The following is an 18,890-nucleotide window of genomic DNA, read 5'->3' on the forward strand; positions in this document are numbered from 1 at the left end:
TTTTTTATTAAATCCAATGTTATGAAAACCCCTTTATTCAAGTATCTGTTCTACTTTTTCGCTGCCTCCACATTCATCGGATGCTCGTCCGATGACGACATTGACGGGCCGACGCCCGAGGAAAAAGACAAGTTCATATTAATGACCACCACATCGCGTTTCGATGCAGGTTTCATCACGCCGCTTAGCGGATTTCCGTCGGGAAGTATTCAAAACAACAACACAAAAACATTGCAGGTTGTAAGTGCCTTTGGTTTCCGCACTTTCAAAAACTGGCTTTTCAACCGGTCCAATGCCGCCGGCGATGTGGGTTTGCAAAAATATACGGTTAACGCTGACGGCAGCCTCAAAGATGAGGGCTTCATCGCTGGTTCCTCTCAATATCTGGTTGTAAACGAGACTTCTGGTTATTATCTGGACGTAACGCGCGGAACGTTGAAATTACAGAAGTTCAATCCCACCACGATGTTGCGGACGGGTGAAGTGGATCTGTCTGTTGTGAAGAAAGATGGCGTTGAATATCAGGCAGTAGGCCAGCATACCATTGCTGCGAAAGAAGGGAAATTATTCGTTGGGATCACGTACGGCACCAAGAAGGATGGCGGTTATGGCGATGACGTTTTCAATGCAGTCGAATTTGCGGTGGTGGATCTGGCGACAGATAAATATGAGAAAACGATCAAATATGATGGTTTGAAGAGCATCGGCTGGGGATCATCGGGAAACAAAATGTGGTCAATCGGAGATGATGGCGCTTTATATCTTTACAGCACGGGACTGGGAAATTCTGCGTTTTCGAATCCGTCCATCATCCGTATCAAAAAGGGCGAAACCGATTTTGACAAGACCTGGGTATTTTCTACAAAAGCGCTGAAAGCGGGAAACTCCATTGCAACAGCATTGGTAAAAGGCGGAAAATTATATTTTGAAATGGCTACGGTGCCGCTTAAAACAGACTATTCCAATCTTACCGCGAGTATTTTTGAATACTATACTTACGATATGACTTCAAAACAGATTACTAAAATTGAAGGAATGCCGCTGCATGATTATGCATATGCTAATGAGCAGGCCATCACTGAAATTGATGGTAAAGTTTACCTGTGGGTACGGAACGGCACGGTAACAACCAGCGGCACCACCACCGTAACCACCGTGAATGAAGATGGATATTATGTTGTAGACGGCAACAAAGCAACCTCTGTGTTCAAAGTTGCTCATGACGGATCCATTCAAGGATTTGCAAAACTGAGTGAATAATTAATCAACCAAAACAGCATTCAACAATATGAGCTCTGTCAAAAAAATCCAGACCTGGTTCCAGATCCACAAATGGACGAGCCTGATATGCACGGCATTTTTGCTTATGCTTTGCCTTACCGGTCTTCCGCTGATCTTCCATGAAGAAATCGAAGAGCTGGAAGGCAAGCCGCACATGGCGAAACAAGTGCCCGCAGGAACGCCCAAGGCCAGCCTGGACAAACTGGCAGAAACGGCATTGGCCACTTATTCGAAAAAGGTGATCCGTTACGTCTACTGGGATGAACATGAGCCAAACACAACCGCATTCAGTCTTTCGGATTCCATCAACGCGGCACCGGATAATTACACAACGGTGATCGTGGATGACCATACGGCTGAGGTTTTGGAAACACCCAATTATCAGGAAGGTTTCATGTATATCATGTTCCAGATGCACGTGGATATGTTTATGGGAATCGGCGGCAAATTATTCCTCGGCGTAATGGGGTTGTTATTTATAGCAGCCATTGTCTCCGGCATCATGCTATACGGCCCGATCATGAAACGGTTTGATTTCGGTATGATCCGGACGGCGCGCTCAACCCGGCTCAAATGGCTTGACCTGCATAACTTACTTGGTGTGGTGACCATCGTATGGGGAGTTGTTGTAGGCTTTACGGGTGTTATTAACACGGCCTCGGAGATTGTGCTGGGCCTCTGGCAGCAGGGTCAGCTTGCAGAAATGACGGCGCCTTACATCACTGCATCACCCTTGTCAGGAAAATTAAGTTCAGTAGATCAGGCTGTTACATTGACCAAACAAGCAGCCCCAGGCATGGAACCGTCCCTGATCGCTTACCCCGGAACTCCGTTTTCAAGCAAACACCATTATGCAGTTTTTGTAAAAGGAAATACACCTTTGACGAAGCGCATTATTAAACCAGCTCTGATCGATGCTAAAAAGGGAGTGCTGACGGACCTGCGCGATATGCCATGGTTTGTAAATGCCCTGTTCATTTCCCAGCCATTGCATTTTGGGGATTATGGCGGACTGCCGCTTAAAATCATCTGGGCGCTGTTTGATATTGCCACTATTGTGATCCTGGGCAGCGGATTATACTTGTGGTTTGCACGAAATAAAGCCACAAAAGCGCACATCAAAAGGCTGGACAAAAATGATACTGAAATCCTGACAGTTCAGGCGCATAGTGAAAATGTTTAACTTCAAATGTACCGGATTATGGTAAAAAGTGTTTTCTGGAAAGTCTGGGGACTTCCCATCATTATCGGAATTTTATCTGCAATAGGACTGTTATCGGCGCTCACGGGAGACGGTTTCTATGACTTGCTGTCCTGGCTTACTCTGGGCATTCCGGTGGTTCTGGCAGTTTGGTATTTGGTAAAACCAAAGAAAAACCCAACCATAGGCCGGGCTAGATAAATGTTGTTCTGGCTGAAAAATAGTCGAATAGACTCCGCTATATCCTTGCGGGGTCTATTTGCTTTATGAGGTGTTTAAAATAAGCTTGCGTACTCTTTGGGCATTGTCTTAAGTTCTTTGATCAGGATGTCACGATAGAATACTTCTGCGGCTTCACTTTGCAGCTGGATTTTCCCGCTGGTCATTGGCACATTCTTACCGTCCGGTGTAATGTAACGCGAATTATTGAGCACCATAACCACGTGGCCGTTAACGATATGCAAACTTTTTCCTTCAAAGCAAATCAGTTCAAGCGTCGTCCATTCGCCAGCGGGACTTTCGTGGTTTTCAGAGCGCATGCAATAGTAATCGCTTCCTGTTTTGAATGTACCAAAGGGTTGTTTATGATCCGCAACCCGGTTCATTACGCCTTCCGAGGGAAAAGATCGAATATCGATGGCCGAATTGGCCTGGCACCAAAAATCTCCCATATGCCCTTCCATAATCTGGAATTCCTGGGAAAGCATCCATGAGCGCCAGTATTCAGCACCTGCTTCGCCATTGGAATGATATAAAATACCCGAGTCGCGGAGCTTGTCTTTTCGCGGCTCATATTTTTTCTCGCCCCACTTCATTTGGAGTTTGAGATGGTAATTTTTGTAGGATTTTTTGGTAAACAAACAGCCGTAAGTCTCGCCGCTTACGTGTAATACCGGGGATCCGGACGTATTATCTACTGAGAAAACCCTCCCGTTATCTTTGTTATAGCCAATGGGCGCAATGGGTTTTCCGCTCGCATCAGTTGGTACTTTTCCATTATAACCGGGCTTGTGATTGTAGCTCAGATAATTTTCCCACTGCGAAAGGTCTTTATCAAGCATCGGGGTCCACTCGTCTGCATTACGCATGGAAAACAGAGTGCATATCGCGATTATCGCTGTTAATGTGAGTAGTAAAGGTCTCATAATTTGATTTCGTCTGGTCGGTTGATTGGTTTTATGGACACAAATTTAGAAACGACTCCGCCGATCCTATTGTAAAAATCCATTGTTAATTGGTATGTTTATGGTGTTCTTAAAACCCCATGAAACGCTACGTCCTTCATTCACCATTCAGCATTTATCATTTCGAGGCCGAAACCTGGACGCACTCGGTCCATAAGCATACGTATTTTGAGATTATTTTTATACTGAAAGGAAATGGTGTCCACCATATCAATGGCAATGCGTTCCAATATGCCGAAGGAGATGTTTTTCTGCTTGGCCCGGAGGATTTTCATCATTTCGACATTCAGGAGCCGACGGAATTCAGCTTTGTCCGTTTCAATGAGTCTATTCAGAAGCAGCTGCCTGGCGATAAGGAGCGCCCCTGGCAGCCGGTGATCCGGAATTTGCTGAACACCTCATCGCAGAGCCGCGGATCAATTGTTACGGATAAGCAGGAGAAACAGAAGCTGCATCATTTGCTGGCGGTCCTGGAAACAGAATCAGCCAATGACCAGTCACAGTATTTTGAGATCATCCGCGATAGTCTTATGCGCAGCATGCTCATTATCCTGGCACGCAACCTGTTCAGTCAGACGCCCGGAAAGCCCGTTACGAAGGACTCGATAGAAGCGATTTTAATGTATATCCGGCAGCACATTTACCGGCCCGAAGAACTCACTATTGAACATCTGGCCGAAACTTTCCATTATGCGCCTGCTTATATCAGCCTCTTTTTCAAGAGGCAAACCGGCGAATCTTTAAAACAATACATTATCAAGCACAGGATCAAACTCATAGAAGCGCGCCTGCTGTACAGCCAGCTTACCCTGAGTGAAATTGCTGACGAGTTCAGCTATACGGACGAAAGCCATCTTTGTAAACAGTTCCGAAAATACACCGGCGCTACGCCGACTGCTTTCCGGATGCGGATGTGAAATAATGCTGCCGTTCAGGTGAACTTGATTTTTTTCACGGCAAATGCAGTCATTCGCAGCAAAAGCCACCCATGCTTGAAGCGCGAAATGTTCGTTTCACCATATGTGCGGGCGCGGTAACGGATCGGGATCTCGACAAATTTCAGGTTTAACTTGGCAGCACCGAAAATCAGGTCGAAATCGCCGAACGGATCAAAATCCCCGAAATAAGCCCTGTTAGCGGCTAGTTTCAGGTAATTTTCCCTTGAAATCACTTTGGTACCACACAATGTATCCTTCAAGTTCTGGCCCAAAAGCCATGAAAATGCCAGGCTGAAAAACTTGTTACCCAGGAGGTTCAGGAAACGCATTGCCTCCTTTTCCATAGGATACACCAGCCGTGAACCATTGATATATTCCCCTTTCCCCGAAGCAATGGCATTGAAAAACTTGGGAAGTTCCTCGGGCGCTACGGTCATATCGGCATCCAGGATCATCAGAATGTCCCCGCTCGCCACGCTATAACCCTTCCTGACTGCGTCTCCCTTGCCTTTGCCCGTTTGCTGCGCCCATTTAATGTCCCTGAATCCGCTATAATGAGCGCCCAACCGCTCGATCTCAGGCCAGGTTTGGTCCGTGGAATTGCCTTCTATAAAAATCAGTTCTGTATGACGGCCCATCTCCGGTGTGCGCTGCATGAGGGCTTCAATGTTGCCTTTTTCGTTGCGGGCAGGAATAATAACGCTTACGCTCATCGCACCGGCAGGCTTTACGGGCACGCGCTCGCTCCTGGCTACCAGGCAAGTAATCAGTCCCAGGGCATTAATGATGGGCAGATTTGCTACATACCGGTTCAGGAAATCGGATAGAAAGGGAATGTATCTGGGAAAGATCATCTTCTTGTCGTGGCTGATCAGATCGAAATCCGAGAGATTGAGGAGCGAGATAATGTCGCTGATATCTAGCCAGTTCTGACGTTTCTGGGGCATTTTCAGACCAAGCTTTTCTGCAAGGTTCAGCAATGGCCTCCATATGAAATTGGTGGAGGTGATCACCAGGCGGGTTTGCGGAGTGAATACTTTGTGAACTGCTTCAAACACCATTTGAACGTCCCTGAAACCTCCTATTGTATCACTGATGATCACGTAATCGAAGGTTTCGTTCAACGATAAATGTTCCGCACCCATTTCCAGATAGGTGTTGCCCGGGCGATGGATTCTGGCAAAACGGATCATTTCGTCCGAGAGGTCAATGCCGACGCCCCTTGCCGGCCGCAGTTGTTCCAGCAGATAGCCTGTGCCGCAACCAATTTCCAGCACGGAGGATCCTTCCGGCACAATGAATTTTAAATGCTTTACCAAAGTCCGATGGTAATACGCGTTTTTTCTGATCCATTTTTCTCTTGTCTCCCCTGTCATTTGAAGTGCAGTTTATACCAGCCGGGATCGGCCAGAATCAAAAGATGCTCATTGGGAATAATTCGGTAATCACTGCCAGGGAATGTGCGGTAAAAGCCGCTTTTGACCAAATCCCTTTCGTAGACATAAAGAAGGGGCTTGCCAAGCACATGGAGCGGGTATTTTCCACCGTAATCCCAGAAGCTTGGATAAACATTTTCGAAATAGCGTATGTGCTGAAACGGAACAATCACCTCCGAGCCGGGCGGCAGCTTTCCTGCCAGATCATGGAGTTCATTGGCAATGCCATCCGGGTAGGGATTCAGTCCGAGGCGTGTTTTCATCATGTAAGATACATTGGCACTTAACCGGGCAGGCCTGGATTCGAATGTGAAATGATGCGCAACCAAAAACGGCGCCATAACAAACTGCAACACGCAGCCCGCCAGCGTCCAGGACATTGCATTTTGACCTCTTAACATGCCTGACAGCGGGAACCGGTGACTCAAAAACAGGAAAGCGCCAAACATGAAAGCCCACAGACCGCTTATCCTTGGCGGGTAAGAGATCCCCGGATAAATGGTTGGAAAGTAATATAGCGACTCCACAGCAAACATCACAAACAAAACCAAATAACAACCTGCCAACAACCCGATAATGAGACGCTTACGCGAAAATGTACGAAGCCAAGGGACAAAAGGAATCAGTCCCAAACCAAAAGTCAATAACCCGACCATGCCCGAAAACAGAACATAATAAACGAACGTCATGTTAAACTGAACCTTTGCAAACGCCTGGGCAAGACGGCTCGTTTGCGGTCCGTTTAAATGCGAAAGCCACCATAATCCAAGCGCAAACAATGTAAGAGAGATGCCGGTGATAGTCACATTTTTCCTGTTTAATAGATAGCTCAAAACCGGTTTGCCCGGATTGCGAAGGACCAGATCCACCACCGAGCAAAACAATAACAAACAGCAAATGAGCACAATAGCAGACTCTTTGACCAAAAATGCGAGTGACAGCCACACCAGGCTCATCCCCCACTTCCGTTGTCCCAGACTTAATGCAAGCAAAGCGAGCAGCGGAATCAGGTATTGCTCGGGATGCCAGCCGAAATAATCCAGATACATGAAATACGCCATCGGCCCAAAAACGTAGCACAGGACCGTGAGCCAGGAGGCACGGCTTTCCAACGCATTAAAGTCCGGGAGGCTTCGATAATATTTCCAAAAAAAAACGCCAACCAGACATACATAAGCCATAAAAAGCCCATAAACGCCCATCGGTTTGGTAAAAATGCCTGCAAGGGGAATAAGATAATAGTTATGCTGCAGCGCATGGTTTCCGTAGATCGTATCAAACAGCAATGGCCGCCCTTCCAACCAGCCCCTGCTCAATTGCAGGATCACCATGCCGTCGGGATACTGCTCAGGGCTTGTTTGAAATTGGAACACTTTGAGTAAATACCACAAAATACAGCCCGCAATGGGAAGCATAATGAGGAACGCATTGGTATATCGGCTCATAGGTATGCTTAAAAGGTCGATTATCAAGCACTAATACTCCCAATCCTTTTTATACTTTTTAATAGTTTTTAGCATTTCTTTCAAGTTGAGCGTCCGGGTGCCCGATACCTTTGTCAACAGAAAATTAAAACAAGTTCAACCATTTTAGTTATGAAACCTTATCAATTGAAAACAAAGATCAGAAATGCAGCCATATTTGCCTGCATCGCACTCATGTCCGCATGCAACGACAGTGACGAACCGGAAACACCTTCGCCATCGCTCAACTTTACGGAAGTGAAAGGCAGCGGGGACATTACCTCGCAGATTGCGGCTTTCAGAACATTACTCGGAGACCAACTGAACACCACACCAAACCAGAACGCCGGACGCAGGGAGATTAACTGGGATGCTGTGCCTGATAATCAAACCAATACAGACAATTTCCCTGGCGATTTTTTTAATAGCACAGATCCCGCCGTTGCCGCCGGCAGAAAGCGCGGCGCTATTTTCTCTACTCCGGGCAAAGGATTACGGATCAGCGACAAGGATTTTAGCGACCTGGTTTCCAGTTACGGCGAGCAGTTCAGCTCATTCAGTCCTGCCCGCACATTCGCAGCGGTAGGAAGCAACAAAATGGACGTGACTTTCAAAGTTCCGGGCACAGCTACCAACGCGTTTGTGAAGGGTTTCGGCGTCGTATTATCGGATGTAGACCAGGCCAATTCGACTACGCTTGAATTCTTTGAAGGAGACAAAAGTCTGGGCAAATTCAAAGCGCCTATCCGCAAGGATGCCAACGGATTTTCGTTCCTGGGCGTCGTTTTCCCCGACAGCAAGATCACAAGAGTGACCATTACCACCGGCTCAGCGGCGATCAGCAACAAATATGCCGACAATGCTGAAAATGACCTGGTGATCATGGACGATTTCTTTTACAGCGAGCCGTTGGCGCAGTAACCGAAAACCGATAATTGAAAGCAAAAAGCCGTCAGGTCTGTGGACCGGGCGGCTTTTGCTTGGATTACCATTTTTACTTAACAGATGTTTACTTAACAGATGATTCTTTCTGGTTTTGCGGGAAAAGCGCTTTGGCCATTTCTAAATGGTGCTTTAAAGCCGGGATTTTGGAATCCGCCCACTTTTTAAAATCGGGATCTTTTCCTTCGTTGGATTCTGATTGAAACAAGCCGATCGTTTCTTCGTGAGAAGCAATCATCATATTCATGTAAAGCATATCAAACTGCTCGCCGGATTGCGCATTCAGGCTGTCGTACATTTGCTGCTTGGCAGTGCTGAGCTGCGTTGGAATGCTCACTTGCTTTTTGCCTGCGAGCGCTTTCAGCTCATTATTAACCTTCGTATGGTCTTTAATCATCGATTTGCCAAAATCCTTGCACTTCGCAGCAGTGGCCTTCTTTACAGCAAGTTCACCTAGTTTCACTTCAAGCATCCCGCCATCAGCGGCCGCCAGCACGAACTTCGCGTCCGGTGAGTCTGTTTCAAAGCGGTCTGAAAATGCCAGCACGGCGCTTAGCAATACGCAAGTCACTAATAATAAAATCGCTTTCATCTGAAAATCTGGTTCAAGTTTGAAAATCAGCAGCGGATTTAAAAACCATGCCAGTAACAGCACATACAAACGCTTTTTAGCATTGGTACAATTTTTATCGTTTGAATGGCAAACAACTTATAATTGAAATGGCAAAAACGACAGATTATGAAACCTGGCTGTCCAGTGTGGATTTGAGGGGCGATCAAGATGTATATGATTTGTATAGTTCGGTAAACAACTTTGAAAAATCCGGAAAATTCTACACGTCAAAAGAAGTCACGAACGACGGTTATGAATATCTCGTTCATGCAGAGGGAGTAGAAGATAACTTGCATTTGCAATCAGACGATGCAAAATTCACCTTCCTGGAATACCTGAAAGCCAATCACACTGATGCAGCAGACAATGACATTCAGGCGTGGTATGACATGAGAAAAGAACTGGGCAGAATTGACTAGCAGTTTCCAGCCTTACACTGCTCTGACAACGCAGTACGGAATCGCTGACCATTAATAAAAAAATTCGCGCCGAGTTACTTGCTCCAACATTTAAGCCGTTGAAGCAAGTAAGTCGCGCGTTTTAAACTTCTGCTGATTTTTATACTTCTGCTGATCGGTATGCTAGTGTAATGTATTAAGCTGCAACCGCTTCATTCACAACTTCTTTCGCAAGTTGAATATTCGCAATAATTTTAATATTCTCACCCAAGGCCAGACCACCAGTTTCCGTCAGCGAATTAAAAGTGACATTGAAATCCTTCCGGTCAATAGTTCCTGTCACCTCGAATCCCACCTTGGTGTTGCCCCACGGATCCCTTTCCGTTCCGCCATATTCTGCTTCCAGCTCCACCTCTTTGGTAATCCCTTTAATGGTCAGGTTACCTGTCAGTTTATATAAATCTCCTTTGATTTTTGTAAAAGTTGTCGATTTGAAATGAAACTGCGGATGAGTTGCTGTTTCGAAAAAGTCTGTATTTCGTAAATGTTCGTCACGTCCCGGCTGACCGGTGTCCACGCTATCTACATCAATCGTAAAATCAATGGCTGCATTTTCAAATTGCTCCCCTTCCGTAACAGCTCTGCCGTTGAATGATTTGAATGATCCGGTTACGGTTGAGATCACAAGGTGTTTTACTTTAAACTGCACTTCCGAGTGCATCGGGTCGACATTCCAGGTTATTTTTGACATTGCATAAAAGTTAAATTGATACTATCCATGATTGATATGGCAGTACAAACTTAGCTACTTATGCTATGGAAAGTATAGTACTATCCCAAAGGTTAGCAGTAACCTTTGGGATAGTAGGAAGAGTTGTGTTGTTCCGGATGACGTCAGTGCATGAGCTTTTCAATGTCTTTCAATTCCCCAAAAAGGACCAGCACTTCGTCCTCATGCATAATGGTGCCGGGCGTAGCAATGCCCGAAGCCCTTTTGAATATTTTCGCCAGCCCGTTTTCAGATCCTTTCGACAAGGTCAGCACTGTTAATACAATTACATTGTAACGGTTTGTGAGATCAGCTTCTGCGAGCGTTTTACCTACATAACGCGGAGGGACGCGGGTTTCAATGATGCTGTATTTTTCAGATACCTTAAACGAATCGACAATTCCCGAATTATCCAGCCGCATCGCGAGCCGTTCCGCGGATTCCTCTTCGGGCAGAATGTATTCTTCTATCTGCATCGCTTCCAGAACAGTCTTTTGAAGGTCCGACACGACCCGGCCGATGATCTTTTTCACGCCCAGTTGTTTGAGCAATGCCGTCGCCAGCAGCGACGCGCCTTCGTCCTCACCGATGGCCACAATTACCGCATCCGCATCTTTGAGCGGCAGCGAACTCACTGCATTTTTATCGGTACAATCCATGCACACCGTATGCGTAATGCGCTCTTTCAGCTGTTCCACCTTTTGCATGTTGTTGTCCACGCCGATGGTCTCGTGCCCCAGTTCTGTCAGGCGGGTTGCCAGGGATTTGCCGAAACTTCCCAATCCAAATATGATGTATTTCATTTTTTACGGGTTTAAAAGTTCATCTGCTCGCCCGGGAGCTGATAATTTGTTGGTCTTGCATTCCGGACAATGGCCACAAGCAATGTCAGCGAGCCTACCCTGCCGATGAACATGGTTGCGATGATCACCAGACGGCCGGCGCTGCTCAGTTCCGGCGTCACTCCCAGGCTGAGCCCGGTGGTGCTGTATGCCGAGAAAGTTTCAAATGCGAGTGAAATGAGATGTTTATCAGGATCTGTGACCGACAATAAAAAGATGGCAATGCCAAGAAAGATCAGCGATAACGAGATAATTCCCAGCGCCTTAGAGATCGACTCCTGCAAAACCTTCCTTCCAAATACTTCAATCGTTCCTTTTCCCCTTGATAACGTCGCAATATTGAGGATCGCCAATGCAAATGTAGTAACCTTGATCCCCCCGCCGGTAGAACCAGGCGCAGCACCAATCCACATTAACAGAAAAATGAGCATCACGGTCGGAAAAGCCAACTGACTCATTACAACTGTATTAAATCCTGCTGACCGCGGGCTGGTGCCGATAAACAAGGCCGTCACAATCTTGCCGTAGTAAGTGTCATGCGCCAGAAGCGTGTGGTTATACTCTAAAATGAAAACCACTGTAAACCCGAATAATATGAGAAAAAAGCTGGTATAAGCGATGATTTTGGAGTTGAAAGCAATGACGCGCGCCCTGTAAATGAAATGACGCCCATGCCGTACCCGGTGATAAAGGTTGTAGGCCCAGCGCCGGATAAATTCATATGAATTGAAAATGATCCCGAAGCCCAATCCTCCCATCACATACAGCAGAATGAGCGAAAGATGCAGCTCGTAATTAAACCGGAGCGCCGCATTGTTCATGCCATCCGGAACGGTAGAAAATCCTGCATTACAAAAGGCGCTTATGGCGTGAAAAACAGTAAAATAAAGCTGCTCTGCGCGGCTTTCAAAATCGTCCGGTTCCAGGCTGAGATAGATGAGCACACCGCCTACAATTTCAAAAAAGAAAGTAACCAGGATGATTTTATATAAAGTAGAAATCACGGAACTCACCTTGTTCTCACCGATCAGCTCGGTAAACATCAGTTGGTTTTTATAGGAAAATCCACCTGAAAAAAAGTAGCCAAAAAACCCCGTAAATGTCATAATACCCAGCCCGCCGATCTGTACGAGCACAAGCAGAATGGTCTGGCCAAAGCGCGTGAACTCCGAGGCAATGTCCACAACAGAAAGTCCGGTAATGCAAACCGCACTCGTCGCAATAAAAAGCGCATCTACAAATGAAAGCTGTTGATGGTGTGTGGTTTTGGGCAGCAGCAACAGCGCCGTGCCGATCAGGATCAATGTCAGAAAGCTCAGTACGAAAAGCAGCGTGGGATTGAAATAAAACTTATCAAAGAACAGCGTCTGCTTGGAAACTTCAATGATGAGTATCGCGAAAATGCCTACGTACATCCATTCCGGTTTCACAAGTTCTGTTCCGTCCGTTCCGGAAAAATGGTAACTGTCGGCAATGATCACCGCGAGAAAATAAAAGAGCAGCAGCGCCTCTCCTACCCGGGAAATGATTGAAGATTTACTTTTGAACGCTGTGAAAGTCTTGGCAGCCAGCGCCAGTGTGAAAAATAAGAAGCACCATTCCAAAATCCGATTGGTTAGCTGCTCAATTTTCGGGTCTCTGTTGTAGCCCAAATGAAAAACGACCACCATTGCACAAACGACACTCATCGCTATCAATATGTGGTCCAGCGTTTTCCGGAAATATCTTATTTTTTCATTCATCCAATGCGCCCGATTTGCACAAACATAAAGCTATTTAGCGCATGTTTAAAGCAGCTCAAAGCGAAACATTTTTGGAAATCATCTTGAACCGGGGCTGATCATCGTCCAGCCAGCACAATGTAGCAGTATAAGTTCCTGGCTTGATTTTGCCAGGAATTTCTACATTAAATTCCCCTGCCCCTGCTTTTCCACTCTTCCATGACGGCCGGTCGTCTTTTAGCGCCACCAGGTAGAACCGGCTGGGATCTGCATTTTCGGTCAGGCCCAGATATACATCCTTACCAGGAACTTCACTCCCAACATTGGAAACTTTGATCGCTTTCACCCGATAGAGGTAAGTTTTATATCGCGGCAGATCCGGATATTCGGTCACCTGTATGCCCAGATCACTTTTGGCCCCGGAAGTGGTTTTCCATGTATCGATCACCTTTTTGCCGAAATATTCAGGAAAGATATAGTTTTCATAAAATGAGGGCTCCGGGTCGGGCAGGTTATAATACTGGTGCAGGAAGAACTTGTTCCTTGTATAATTGTAACTATCCGCTTTCAGTCCGGCGTCGTTAAAATTAACAGCCTTGTCGTATTTTCTGTAACTGTAAACGCTTAAAACCAATGCAATGCTTATGGCGGCAATCTTGAAAAAAGCGGCTTTACGGAAGGGTGCGCTTTTTACCAGAAACAAATAAAAGAGAATAAGAACACTGACAGCGTAAATCTGGAACCTGGGCGCAATCATTGTTCCCACGCCTTCGGCATAGCGGCCGATCATGATCATCCCCATACTGCCCAGCATTCTCAAAAAGCAGATATCCGTCAGGTCCAGCTTCCATATTTCAAGGAATGAGAAGCGATAGCCTCCTTCTGAGCGGGGGAAAAATTTGAATACAAGAAAGGTTAGCAGAATGCCGGAACCCAGGATCGTAGACAACAATATGCCATATGTATCCGAAATAAATCTGGCGAACGACCCCGTAACAACAATAAAAGCGTGCGCCATAAGCGGCAGGCTGTTCATGGTAAAGCCTATCTGGCTGGCAGAAGAAAGTTTGAAATCGGTAAAATAAATGATGAGATATACGACCGTCAGGCCTGTGAAAATCAAGCTGTCTTTCCAGCGCTTTTGTGTGAGCAGCCAGAATATACAAACCGGCATAACGCTGATGCCGTCGAGGTTGGTGAGCGTGGCTGCAACGGCGATTGGAAATGCAAAAAGCCAGGAGGATTTCTTCTCCGGCTGCAAAAAATAAAGGCACAAAATGGAAAACGCAATCGAAAGCGTGTGCTGGAAAGCCGTTAGGCTCCAAAGGTGAACATAATACACCAGGGGCGAAAACAGCAACAGCATTACGGGCAGAAACAGCGTAATCTCCTTATTGGCAGATCTGTAAATCAGGTAAAAAGCATAACCCAAAAGCATCAGGTTGAAGTAACCCAGCAGGATCGTGAGCCTGAAATCCAGCGTGCCGCTCAGCAAGTAACTGAGAATTATACCCAACCGCGGAAACGTAGACCGGTGGTCGTTCTGCTGCCGGACAAGCGTGGTAAAGACATCCGCCGTTCCGTTTTTCAGGACATTAATGGAATCAACAAGTTCCATGTCGTCCATGAAAGGCACATTAATCGCATGTTTGAAGATAAAAACAGCAAACGCAATGACCGGAGCAGCCATTAGCAGATAAATGAGGAATTGCTTCTGTTTTACCCGGATCACGGTCTAAGATCTAGAATTGGAAATATATAAATTGAGGTGTGTTATCAAAAACACCCAGATATAAAATGGCTAGCACGAAGATGGAATAGAAGCTCCACCGCACCCACAGAGGCTGATAGGAAAGCGAAAGCCTGAGGCTGTTCTTCTTCTGAAAATGATGGACCATTTCCATAAAGACAATGAGAGCAATGGCTGTAAAGAACGTTCTGCGCTTTTGCCCCAGACAAATGTTTTCCATAAAATATTGTGTGCTGAAAAACTCCTGAACCGATGGCCAACCCTTTCCTAAACTTTTTACAAGATTCCACATTATATCCGTATTATAATAGTCGGCGCGGAAAAAGATCCAGGCAAATGTAACCAGCACAAAGGTGGTCAGGACCTGGATGCCGTTATGAAGCCAGGGAACCCGGTCCATTCCTACCAGCGACTGGATGTAGGTTCTCGGCTTTTGGGTAACAAGTGCAAAAACGAGATAAAAGCCGTGCAGCGCGCCCCAGATGATATAATTCCAGTTTGCCCCATGCCAGAGCCCGCTTACGAGGAAAACGATAAACAGATTCAGTAAAGCCCGGTTTCTCCCCACACGATTGCCGCCCAAAGGGATATAGAGATAATCACGGAACCAGGTCGACAGGGATATGTGCCATCTGCGCCAGAATTCCGAAATGCTTTTGGAAGAATAAGGACGGTCAAAATTCTTCATCAGCGTAAAGCCCATCACCTGCGCGGATCCGATGGCAATGTCGGAGTAGCCCGAAAAATCGCAAAAGATCTGGAATGAAAAGAAGACAGCTGCCACCACCAGCGAAGGGCCGGGATACTGCGTCGGATAATCAAAGACCTGGTTGACGAAAATAGCCAGACGATCCGCAATAACGACTTTCTTGAACATCCCCCATGCCATCAGCAGCAATCCGCTTCTTACCTGCTCATAGTCAAACTTGTGCTTAACATAAAACTGGTGCAGAATGTTCTGGGGACGCTCGATAGGCCCTGCTACCAATTGCGGATAAAACATCACATAAAGTGAGTAAATCCCGAAATGACGTTCCGCTTTCTGGTTCCCGCGGTATACTTCAAACGTATAACTCATGGCCTGAAAAGTGTGAAAAGACAAGCCTACGGGCAGCAGTATGTTCAGTAATGGGGTGTCAGTATTGAATGTTGTGTTAAGTTCGGCGGCGAAGAAATTATAATACTTAAAAACAGCAAGTACACCAACGTTTGCAAAAATGCTTAAAATCAGATACCGCTTCTTTTTTTCCGCCGTCGATTCCTCTATTAAGATGCCTGCATAGTAATCGATTACAATGGTAAAGGCCAGGATGAGGATGTAGATGGGCCTGAATGCCATGTAAAAATAGCAGCTTGCCGCGAGCAGCAACATCCAGCGATACCGATGTTCCAACAGGAAATACAGGATCGTTACGACAGGAAAAAAAATTAAAAATTCAATAGAATTGAATAGCATTATAATCTTTTAATTGACTTGAATTAATTACTTCCGAGACGGAGCAAAGCACCCGCAACCTTTTCCGTATGCTCATCCCTGGCTTTCCCTTTCAAATGATACACCGTGTCAAAACACAGGCTATCCGCATATACCGACTGCCCGGGTTCCGATAAGATGGGTGCTTTCAAATGCTTTTTATAACGCTCATTAAGCTTCTCCACCGCCACGGCTGAGTTTTTATAAAAGCTTTCGGCTATCGTGGGATACAGAAAATAAGCCTTAGCCCCTTTCTGTCTGAACCGCTCCGTAAAGGCGTTCATTGTCTCAGCCTGCCCTTCGTACAGGAAAAGGCTCGTCGTGTTCGGGCCAGCATCCACTGTGCGGGTAATGTTGTTGAGATGGCTGACGATATCGCCCTGCGGGGTAAATGCTTTGCGGAAATAAATAGCGTAAGGATCTGCGACCGTGGGATTCTGCAGAATGATCTCGATACTTAACGGGGCCTGCAAACGATGCAAAAACTGCGCTTTCCATTTTTCTTCCAAGCCATCCTTATAAGTAACAAAATGCTTGTCCTCCGGCACAAAATCCACGACAGACAGTTGCGACTCCACATCCCCTTTGGGAAAAACATCATATTCAAACGACATGATCACAATGTCTCCCTTGTTGATGTAGCCCAGCGCGTCGGACAAAATAAAGTCGATGCCGAGCGGCGCCAGCAGGGCCATATTGACCACCGGCATTCCGGTCATTTTGCTCAGCTTGGCGGAATTGATGCCAAAAGCCAGGTTTGAGCCTCCTACCAGGATTATTTTGGGAGAAGAAATTGACTTTGCATAAGCATGTTTGTCTATCAGCGCAGCTGTAAATGCATTTTTGGCATAATAGGCCGTGATCACACGGTAGGTTAATTCAATAACACTGAGAACAATCAGGGCTAGTATGACGGATCTGAACAGCAATTTCAAGCCACGGTTCAAGGTGCTCTGCATTATTTTTTAACTAAGTTTTTGAAATAGCCGTATGTATGGATAACAGACAGCCATGCTTTTCTTTTTACGGAATCCACGAAATTGGCCCGGGATACATAGCTGGAAAACCGGATCGGCCCGTAATTTTTCTCAATATATTCCTTAGCTCCTTCCTCCGACTGATGGTACAGGTTCCGGTTGTTGTTTGCCTGGGTGCCGCTGCTTGTGCTGTCAAACGGAGCATGCTTTGTATAATCTTCCAAAGTGATATGCTTGAAACGGTATCCTTTCTGGTAAACATCGTGTGACCACAGCGTTGCCGTATCAGTCCCGCCCCAGTTGCCTCCATAGCAGCCAATGTTACCATTCGGAACCGTTTCCTTCTGGTAACTTTCCACATTGATCATCGCACAGTATTCGTTCAACCGGCATTCCGGCAAAATATGTACCCGGCCGCCTTTGATCACGTTCTTCTGTATCTGCTGGCGTGGCGTGGCATAAGCCTCGGTAAGTTCCATCGCCTCCTCGTAAGATGGCACATATTCCTGGAATATGAACGGGTTGCATTTATTCCCCCAATCCCTTCCAGCCGGGCAACTCCAGCATTGGCCGATCGACCCCATACCGATCAGATTCTCAGGCCCGTTCATCATTTGTTCCAGCATCACGCCGATCATGTCGTCGTGGAAGAGCATATCGTTGTGCATGATGCACATAAACTTCTTATCAGTCGTTTCCAGCGCATACTGGTACATAATGCTTTGTCTCCACCGCGCATCGGTTTTTGCACGCTCCAGGTCCATCACACCCAGGCCCAGATGATGGTGGGGATATTGGATAACGAGGCGCACATCAGGGTCATTCCGGAAGTAATCAATCACCTTGAAAATCCCGACATAATCTTCGTGCGGCTGCTTGCGTTCACGGGAAATATAGATCTTGTCGATGTATTGTCCACTATGCTGAATGAGCGACTTGATTGTCACAATGGTTTGATAGGGTTTGCCGTAGAAAGCAATGCCAACATCAACTTGGGGTCTCATAAATCTGTTTTTGGAAATGTAGTAAGTAAGAGTTGCCACGTTGAAGGACAGCTCAAATTTTGAGCGAAAATAGAAAAAAAAACGCTACCGCCTTCATGCCTGTCCACAGCGAGTGACTTACCGGGATCGGTTGGCAGCGGCAAAAGCGGAAGTTATGGTGCGCATTTGCGATTCCATGCCCTGTTTCAATTAGAATTTATAAATTGGATTCTTTGCTTACCTTGAAGCGCTTTTGCAAGAAGCGGAGACTGTCATTTTGTATTACAAAAACCCAATCTACCTCCTTTGGATCAGGACATTGCGCTTTTACTGGCAGTTGCTCAGGGAGATGAAAGGGCTTTCACAGCATTATACAATCGTTACCATCAAAGACTTGCCATCCACATTTACCGGATCACCAAATCCACCGAGCTGGCCGAAGAAGTCGTGCATGATGTGTTCCTGAAAATATGGCTCAACCGCGAAACGCTGACCGGAATCGGAAACTTCCCCGTGTATCTCTACGTCATTTCAAAGAACGCCGCATTAAATTGTCTGAAAAGAACGGCGCGCGAAAAAGCGCTGACAACCGACCTCGACCCGGCCCTGGACCAGCTGCCGTTAGCTGAGACGAGCGAGGAAGATTACCGTTATATCCTGATAGATGAAGCGATTGACCGGCTGCCGCCCCAGCAGCGTCAGGCCTATCTCCTAGCCCGCCACGAGCGGCTTACGTACACCGAAGTGGCCATGAGAATGGGACTTTCGAAGGAGACTGTCAAAAAATATCTGCAAATCGCTACGGAATTCATTTCGGGATACATTACTAAAAAGCTCATTATCAGCATTTTATTTTTTATTCAAAATAATCTTTAAATTTTACTAAAAAGCATACCCCCTTTTCAGTCGGGGTGATTG

General features: G+C 46.3%; 18 protein-coding genes. 7 read left to right on the plus strand and 11 right to left on the minus strand.

Annotated features, from left to right (window positions below):
- The first annotated feature begins 21 nt into the window (after nucleotides 1-21).
- Genes NFI80_RS07780 through NFI80_RS07790 form a run of 3 tightly spaced genes read left to right on the plus strand, consistent with a single transcriptional unit; the run spans nucleotide 22 to nucleotide 2,683 of the window.
- A complete protein-coding gene (locus tag NFI80_RS07780; RefSeq protein ID WP_235163556.1) occupies nucleotides 22-1,260 on the plus strand; it encodes a DUF4374 domain-containing protein in 1,239 nt (412 codons plus the stop codon).
- A gap of 28 nt (nucleotides 1,261-1,288) precedes the next feature.
- Nucleotides 1,289-2,464, plus strand: a complete 1,176-nt coding sequence (locus NFI80_RS07785; RefSeq protein WP_235163555.1) for a PepSY-associated TM helix domain-containing protein — start codon at nucleotides 1,289-1,291, stop codon at nucleotides 2,462-2,464.
- Nucleotides 2,465-2,482: 18 nt separating this feature from the next.
- Nucleotides 2,483-2,683, plus strand: coding sequence for a hypothetical protein (locus NFI80_RS07790; RefSeq protein WP_035360465.1), 201 nt, complete (start codon nucleotides 2,483-2,485; stop codon nucleotides 2,681-2,683).
- A 74-nt stretch (nucleotides 2,684-2,757) separates the two neighbouring features.
- Here the strand turns inward: NFI80_RS07790 and NFI80_RS07795 are convergent, their stop codons facing one another.
- Nucleotides 2,758-3,627, minus strand: coding sequence for a 3-keto-disaccharide hydrolase (locus NFI80_RS07795; protein WP_235163554.1), 870 nt, complete (start codon nucleotides 3,625-3,627; stop codon nucleotides 2,758-2,760).
- Nucleotides 3,628-3,746: 119 nt separating this feature from the next.
- Here NFI80_RS07795 and NFI80_RS07800 point away from each other — a divergent pair, with 119 nt between their 5' ends.
- Nucleotides 3,747-4,583 carry an AraC family transcriptional regulator gene (locus NFI80_RS07800; RefSeq protein WP_235163553.1) on the plus strand — a complete coding sequence of 279 codons (837 nt, stop codon included), beginning with the start codon at nucleotides 3,747-3,749 and terminating at the stop codon, nucleotides 4,581-4,583.
- Nucleotides 4,584-4,597: 14 nt separating this feature from the next.
- Here the strand turns inward: NFI80_RS07800 and NFI80_RS07805 are convergent, their stop codons facing one another.
- Entirely contained in the window at nucleotides 4,598-5,980 is a 1,383-nt protein-coding gene (locus tag NFI80_RS07805; protein WP_235163552.1) for a bifunctional class I SAM-dependent methyltransferase/glycosyltransferase family 2 protein, read from the minus strand.
- On the minus strand, nucleotides 5,977-7,485 hold the full coding sequence (locus NFI80_RS07810; protein ID WP_235163551.1) for a hypothetical protein: 1,509 nt from the start codon (nucleotides 7,483-7,485) through the stop codon (nucleotides 5,977-5,979). The genes NFI80_RS07805 and NFI80_RS07810 overlap by 4 nt, the downstream gene beginning before the upstream one ends.
- Before the next feature lie 150 nt (nucleotides 7,486-7,635).
- Between NFI80_RS07810 and NFI80_RS07815 the strand changes: the two genes are divergently transcribed.
- The gene (locus NFI80_RS07815) at nucleotides 7,636-8,424 is read left to right on the plus strand and encodes a hypothetical protein (protein ID WP_235163550.1); all 789 of its coding nucleotides are present in this window, start codon (nucleotides 7,636-7,638) and stop codon (nucleotides 8,422-8,424) included.
- 88 nt (nucleotides 8,425-8,512) lie between these two features.
- Here NFI80_RS07815 and NFI80_RS07820 read toward each other — a convergent pair whose 3' ends face one another.
- Nucleotides 8,513-9,037: a DUF4142 domain-containing protein gene (locus tag NFI80_RS07820; RefSeq protein WP_235158968.1), complete on the minus strand. Its 525-nt coding sequence runs from the start codon at nucleotides 9,035-9,037 to the stop codon at nucleotides 8,513-8,515.
- 128 nt (nucleotides 9,038-9,165) lie between these two features.
- Here NFI80_RS07820 and NFI80_RS07825 point away from each other — a divergent pair, with 128 nt between their 5' ends.
- Nucleotides 9,166-9,477: a hypothetical protein gene (locus NFI80_RS07825; RefSeq protein ID WP_233798633.1), complete on the plus strand. Its 312-nt coding sequence runs from the start codon at nucleotides 9,166-9,168 to the stop codon at nucleotides 9,475-9,477.
- 175 nt (nucleotides 9,478-9,652) lie between these two features.
- Here NFI80_RS07825 and NFI80_RS07830 read toward each other — a convergent pair whose 3' ends face one another.
- The 7 genes from NFI80_RS07830 to NFI80_RS07860 form a co-directional block, all read right to left on the minus strand.
- Nucleotides 9,653-10,207, minus strand: a complete 555-nt coding sequence (locus NFI80_RS07830) for a YceI family protein (protein ID WP_235163549.1) — start codon at nucleotides 10,205-10,207, stop codon at nucleotides 9,653-9,655.
- Between the two features lie 143 nt (nucleotides 10,208-10,350).
- A complete protein-coding gene (locus NFI80_RS07835) occupies nucleotides 10,351-11,028 on the minus strand; it encodes a potassium channel family protein (protein ID WP_233798635.1) in 678 nt (225 codons plus the stop codon).
- 11 nt (nucleotides 11,029-11,039) lie between these two features.
- Nucleotides 11,040-12,809 (minus strand): TrkH family potassium uptake protein, encoded by a 1,770-nt coding sequence (locus NFI80_RS07840; RefSeq protein WP_235163548.1) that lies wholly within the window; start codon nucleotides 12,807-12,809, stop codon nucleotides 11,040-11,042.
- Nucleotides 12,810-12,864: 55 nt separating this feature from the next.
- A complete protein-coding gene (locus tag NFI80_RS07845; RefSeq protein ID WP_235163547.1) occupies nucleotides 12,865-14,520 on the minus strand; it encodes a hypothetical protein in 1,656 nt (551 codons plus the stop codon).
- Between the two features lie 10 nt (nucleotides 14,521-14,530).
- Nucleotides 14,531-15,994 (minus strand): MBOAT family O-acyltransferase, encoded by a 1,464-nt coding sequence (locus NFI80_RS07850; protein WP_235163546.1) that lies wholly within the window; start codon nucleotides 15,992-15,994, stop codon nucleotides 14,531-14,533.
- 23 nt (nucleotides 15,995-16,017) lie between these two features.
- A complete protein-coding gene (locus tag NFI80_RS07855) occupies nucleotides 16,018-16,971 on the minus strand; it encodes a hypothetical protein (protein ID WP_235163545.1) in 954 nt (317 codons plus the stop codon).
- Nucleotides 16,971-17,993: a hypothetical protein gene (locus NFI80_RS07860; RefSeq protein ID WP_233798640.1), complete on the minus strand. Its 1,023-nt coding sequence runs from the start codon at nucleotides 17,991-17,993 to the stop codon at nucleotides 16,971-16,973. Before NFI80_RS07860 ends, NFI80_RS07855 begins: the two co-directional genes overlap by 1 nt.
- Nucleotides 17,994-18,278: 285 nt before the next feature.
- Between NFI80_RS07860 and NFI80_RS07865 the strand changes: the two genes are divergently transcribed.
- Nucleotides 18,279-18,848 (plus strand): RNA polymerase sigma factor, encoded by a 570-nt coding sequence (locus NFI80_RS07865; RefSeq protein WP_235163544.1) that lies wholly within the window; start codon nucleotides 18,279-18,281, stop codon nucleotides 18,846-18,848.
- Nucleotides 18,849-18,890: the final 42 nt, after the last annotated feature.

It is taken from the genome of Dyadobacter chenhuakuii (assembly GCF_023821985.2).
Lineage (GTDB): Bacteria > Bacteroidota > Bacteroidia > Cytophagales > Spirosomataceae > Dyadobacter > Dyadobacter chenhuakuii.

Bases quoted from the DNA above. Each gene is read 5' to 3' on its own strand.
- NFI80_RS07815 (WP_235163550.1), top strand. From the start codon at position 7,636: ATGAAACCTTATCAATTGAAAACAAAGATCAGAAATGCAGCCATATTT.
- NFI80_RS07855 (WP_235163545.1), bottom strand. From the start codon at position 16,971: ATGCAGAGCACCTTGAACCGTGGCTTGAAATTGCTGTTCAGATCCGTC.
- NFI80_RS07820 (WP_235158968.1), bottom strand. From the start codon at position 9,037: ATGAAAGCGATTTTATTATTAGTGACTTGCGTATTGCTAAGCGCCGTG.
- NFI80_RS07785 (WP_235163555.1), top strand. From the start codon at position 1,289: ATGAGCTCTGTCAAAAAAATCCAGACCTGGTTCCAGATCCACAAATGG.
- NFI80_RS07825 (WP_233798633.1), top strand. From the start codon at position 9,166: ATGGCAAAAACGACAGATTATGAAACCTGGCTGTCCAGTGTGGATTTG.
- NFI80_RS07795 (WP_235163554.1), bottom strand. From the start codon at position 3,627: ATGAGACCTTTACTACTCACATTAACAGCGATAATCGCGATATGCACT.
- NFI80_RS07850 (WP_235163546.1), bottom strand. From the start codon at position 15,994: ATGCTATTCAATTCTATTGAATTTTTAATTTTTTTTCCTGTCGTAACG.
- NFI80_RS07810 (WP_235163551.1), bottom strand. From the start codon at position 7,485: ATGAGCCGATATACCAATGCGTTCCTCATTATGCTTCCCATTGCGGGC.
- NFI80_RS07860 (WP_233798640.1), bottom strand. From the start codon at position 17,993: ATGAGACCCCAAGTTGATGTTGGCATTGCTTTCTACGGCAAACCCTAT.
- NFI80_RS07835 (WP_233798635.1), bottom strand. From the start codon at position 11,028: ATGAAATACATCATATTTGGATTGGGAAGTTTCGGCAAATCCCTGGCA.
- NFI80_RS07790 (WP_035360465.1), top strand. From the start codon at position 2,483: ATGGTAAAAAGTGTTTTCTGGAAAGTCTGGGGACTTCCCATCATTATC.
- NFI80_RS07805 (WP_235163552.1), bottom strand. From the start codon at position 5,980: ATGACAGGGGAGACAAGAGAAAAATGGATCAGAAAAAACGCGTATTAC.
- NFI80_RS07780 (WP_235163556.1), top strand. From the start codon at position 22: ATGAAAACCCCTTTATTCAAGTATCTGTTCTACTTTTTCGCTGCCTCC.
- NFI80_RS07830 (WP_235163549.1), bottom strand. From the start codon at position 10,207: ATGTCAAAAATAACCTGGAATGTCGACCCGATGCACTCGGAAGTGCAG.
- NFI80_RS07800 (WP_235163553.1), top strand. From the start codon at position 3,747: ATGAAACGCTACGTCCTTCATTCACCATTCAGCATTTATCATTTCGAG.
- NFI80_RS07840 (WP_235163548.1), bottom strand. From the start codon at position 12,809: ATGAATGAAAAAATAAGATATTTCCGGAAAACGCTGGACCACATATTG.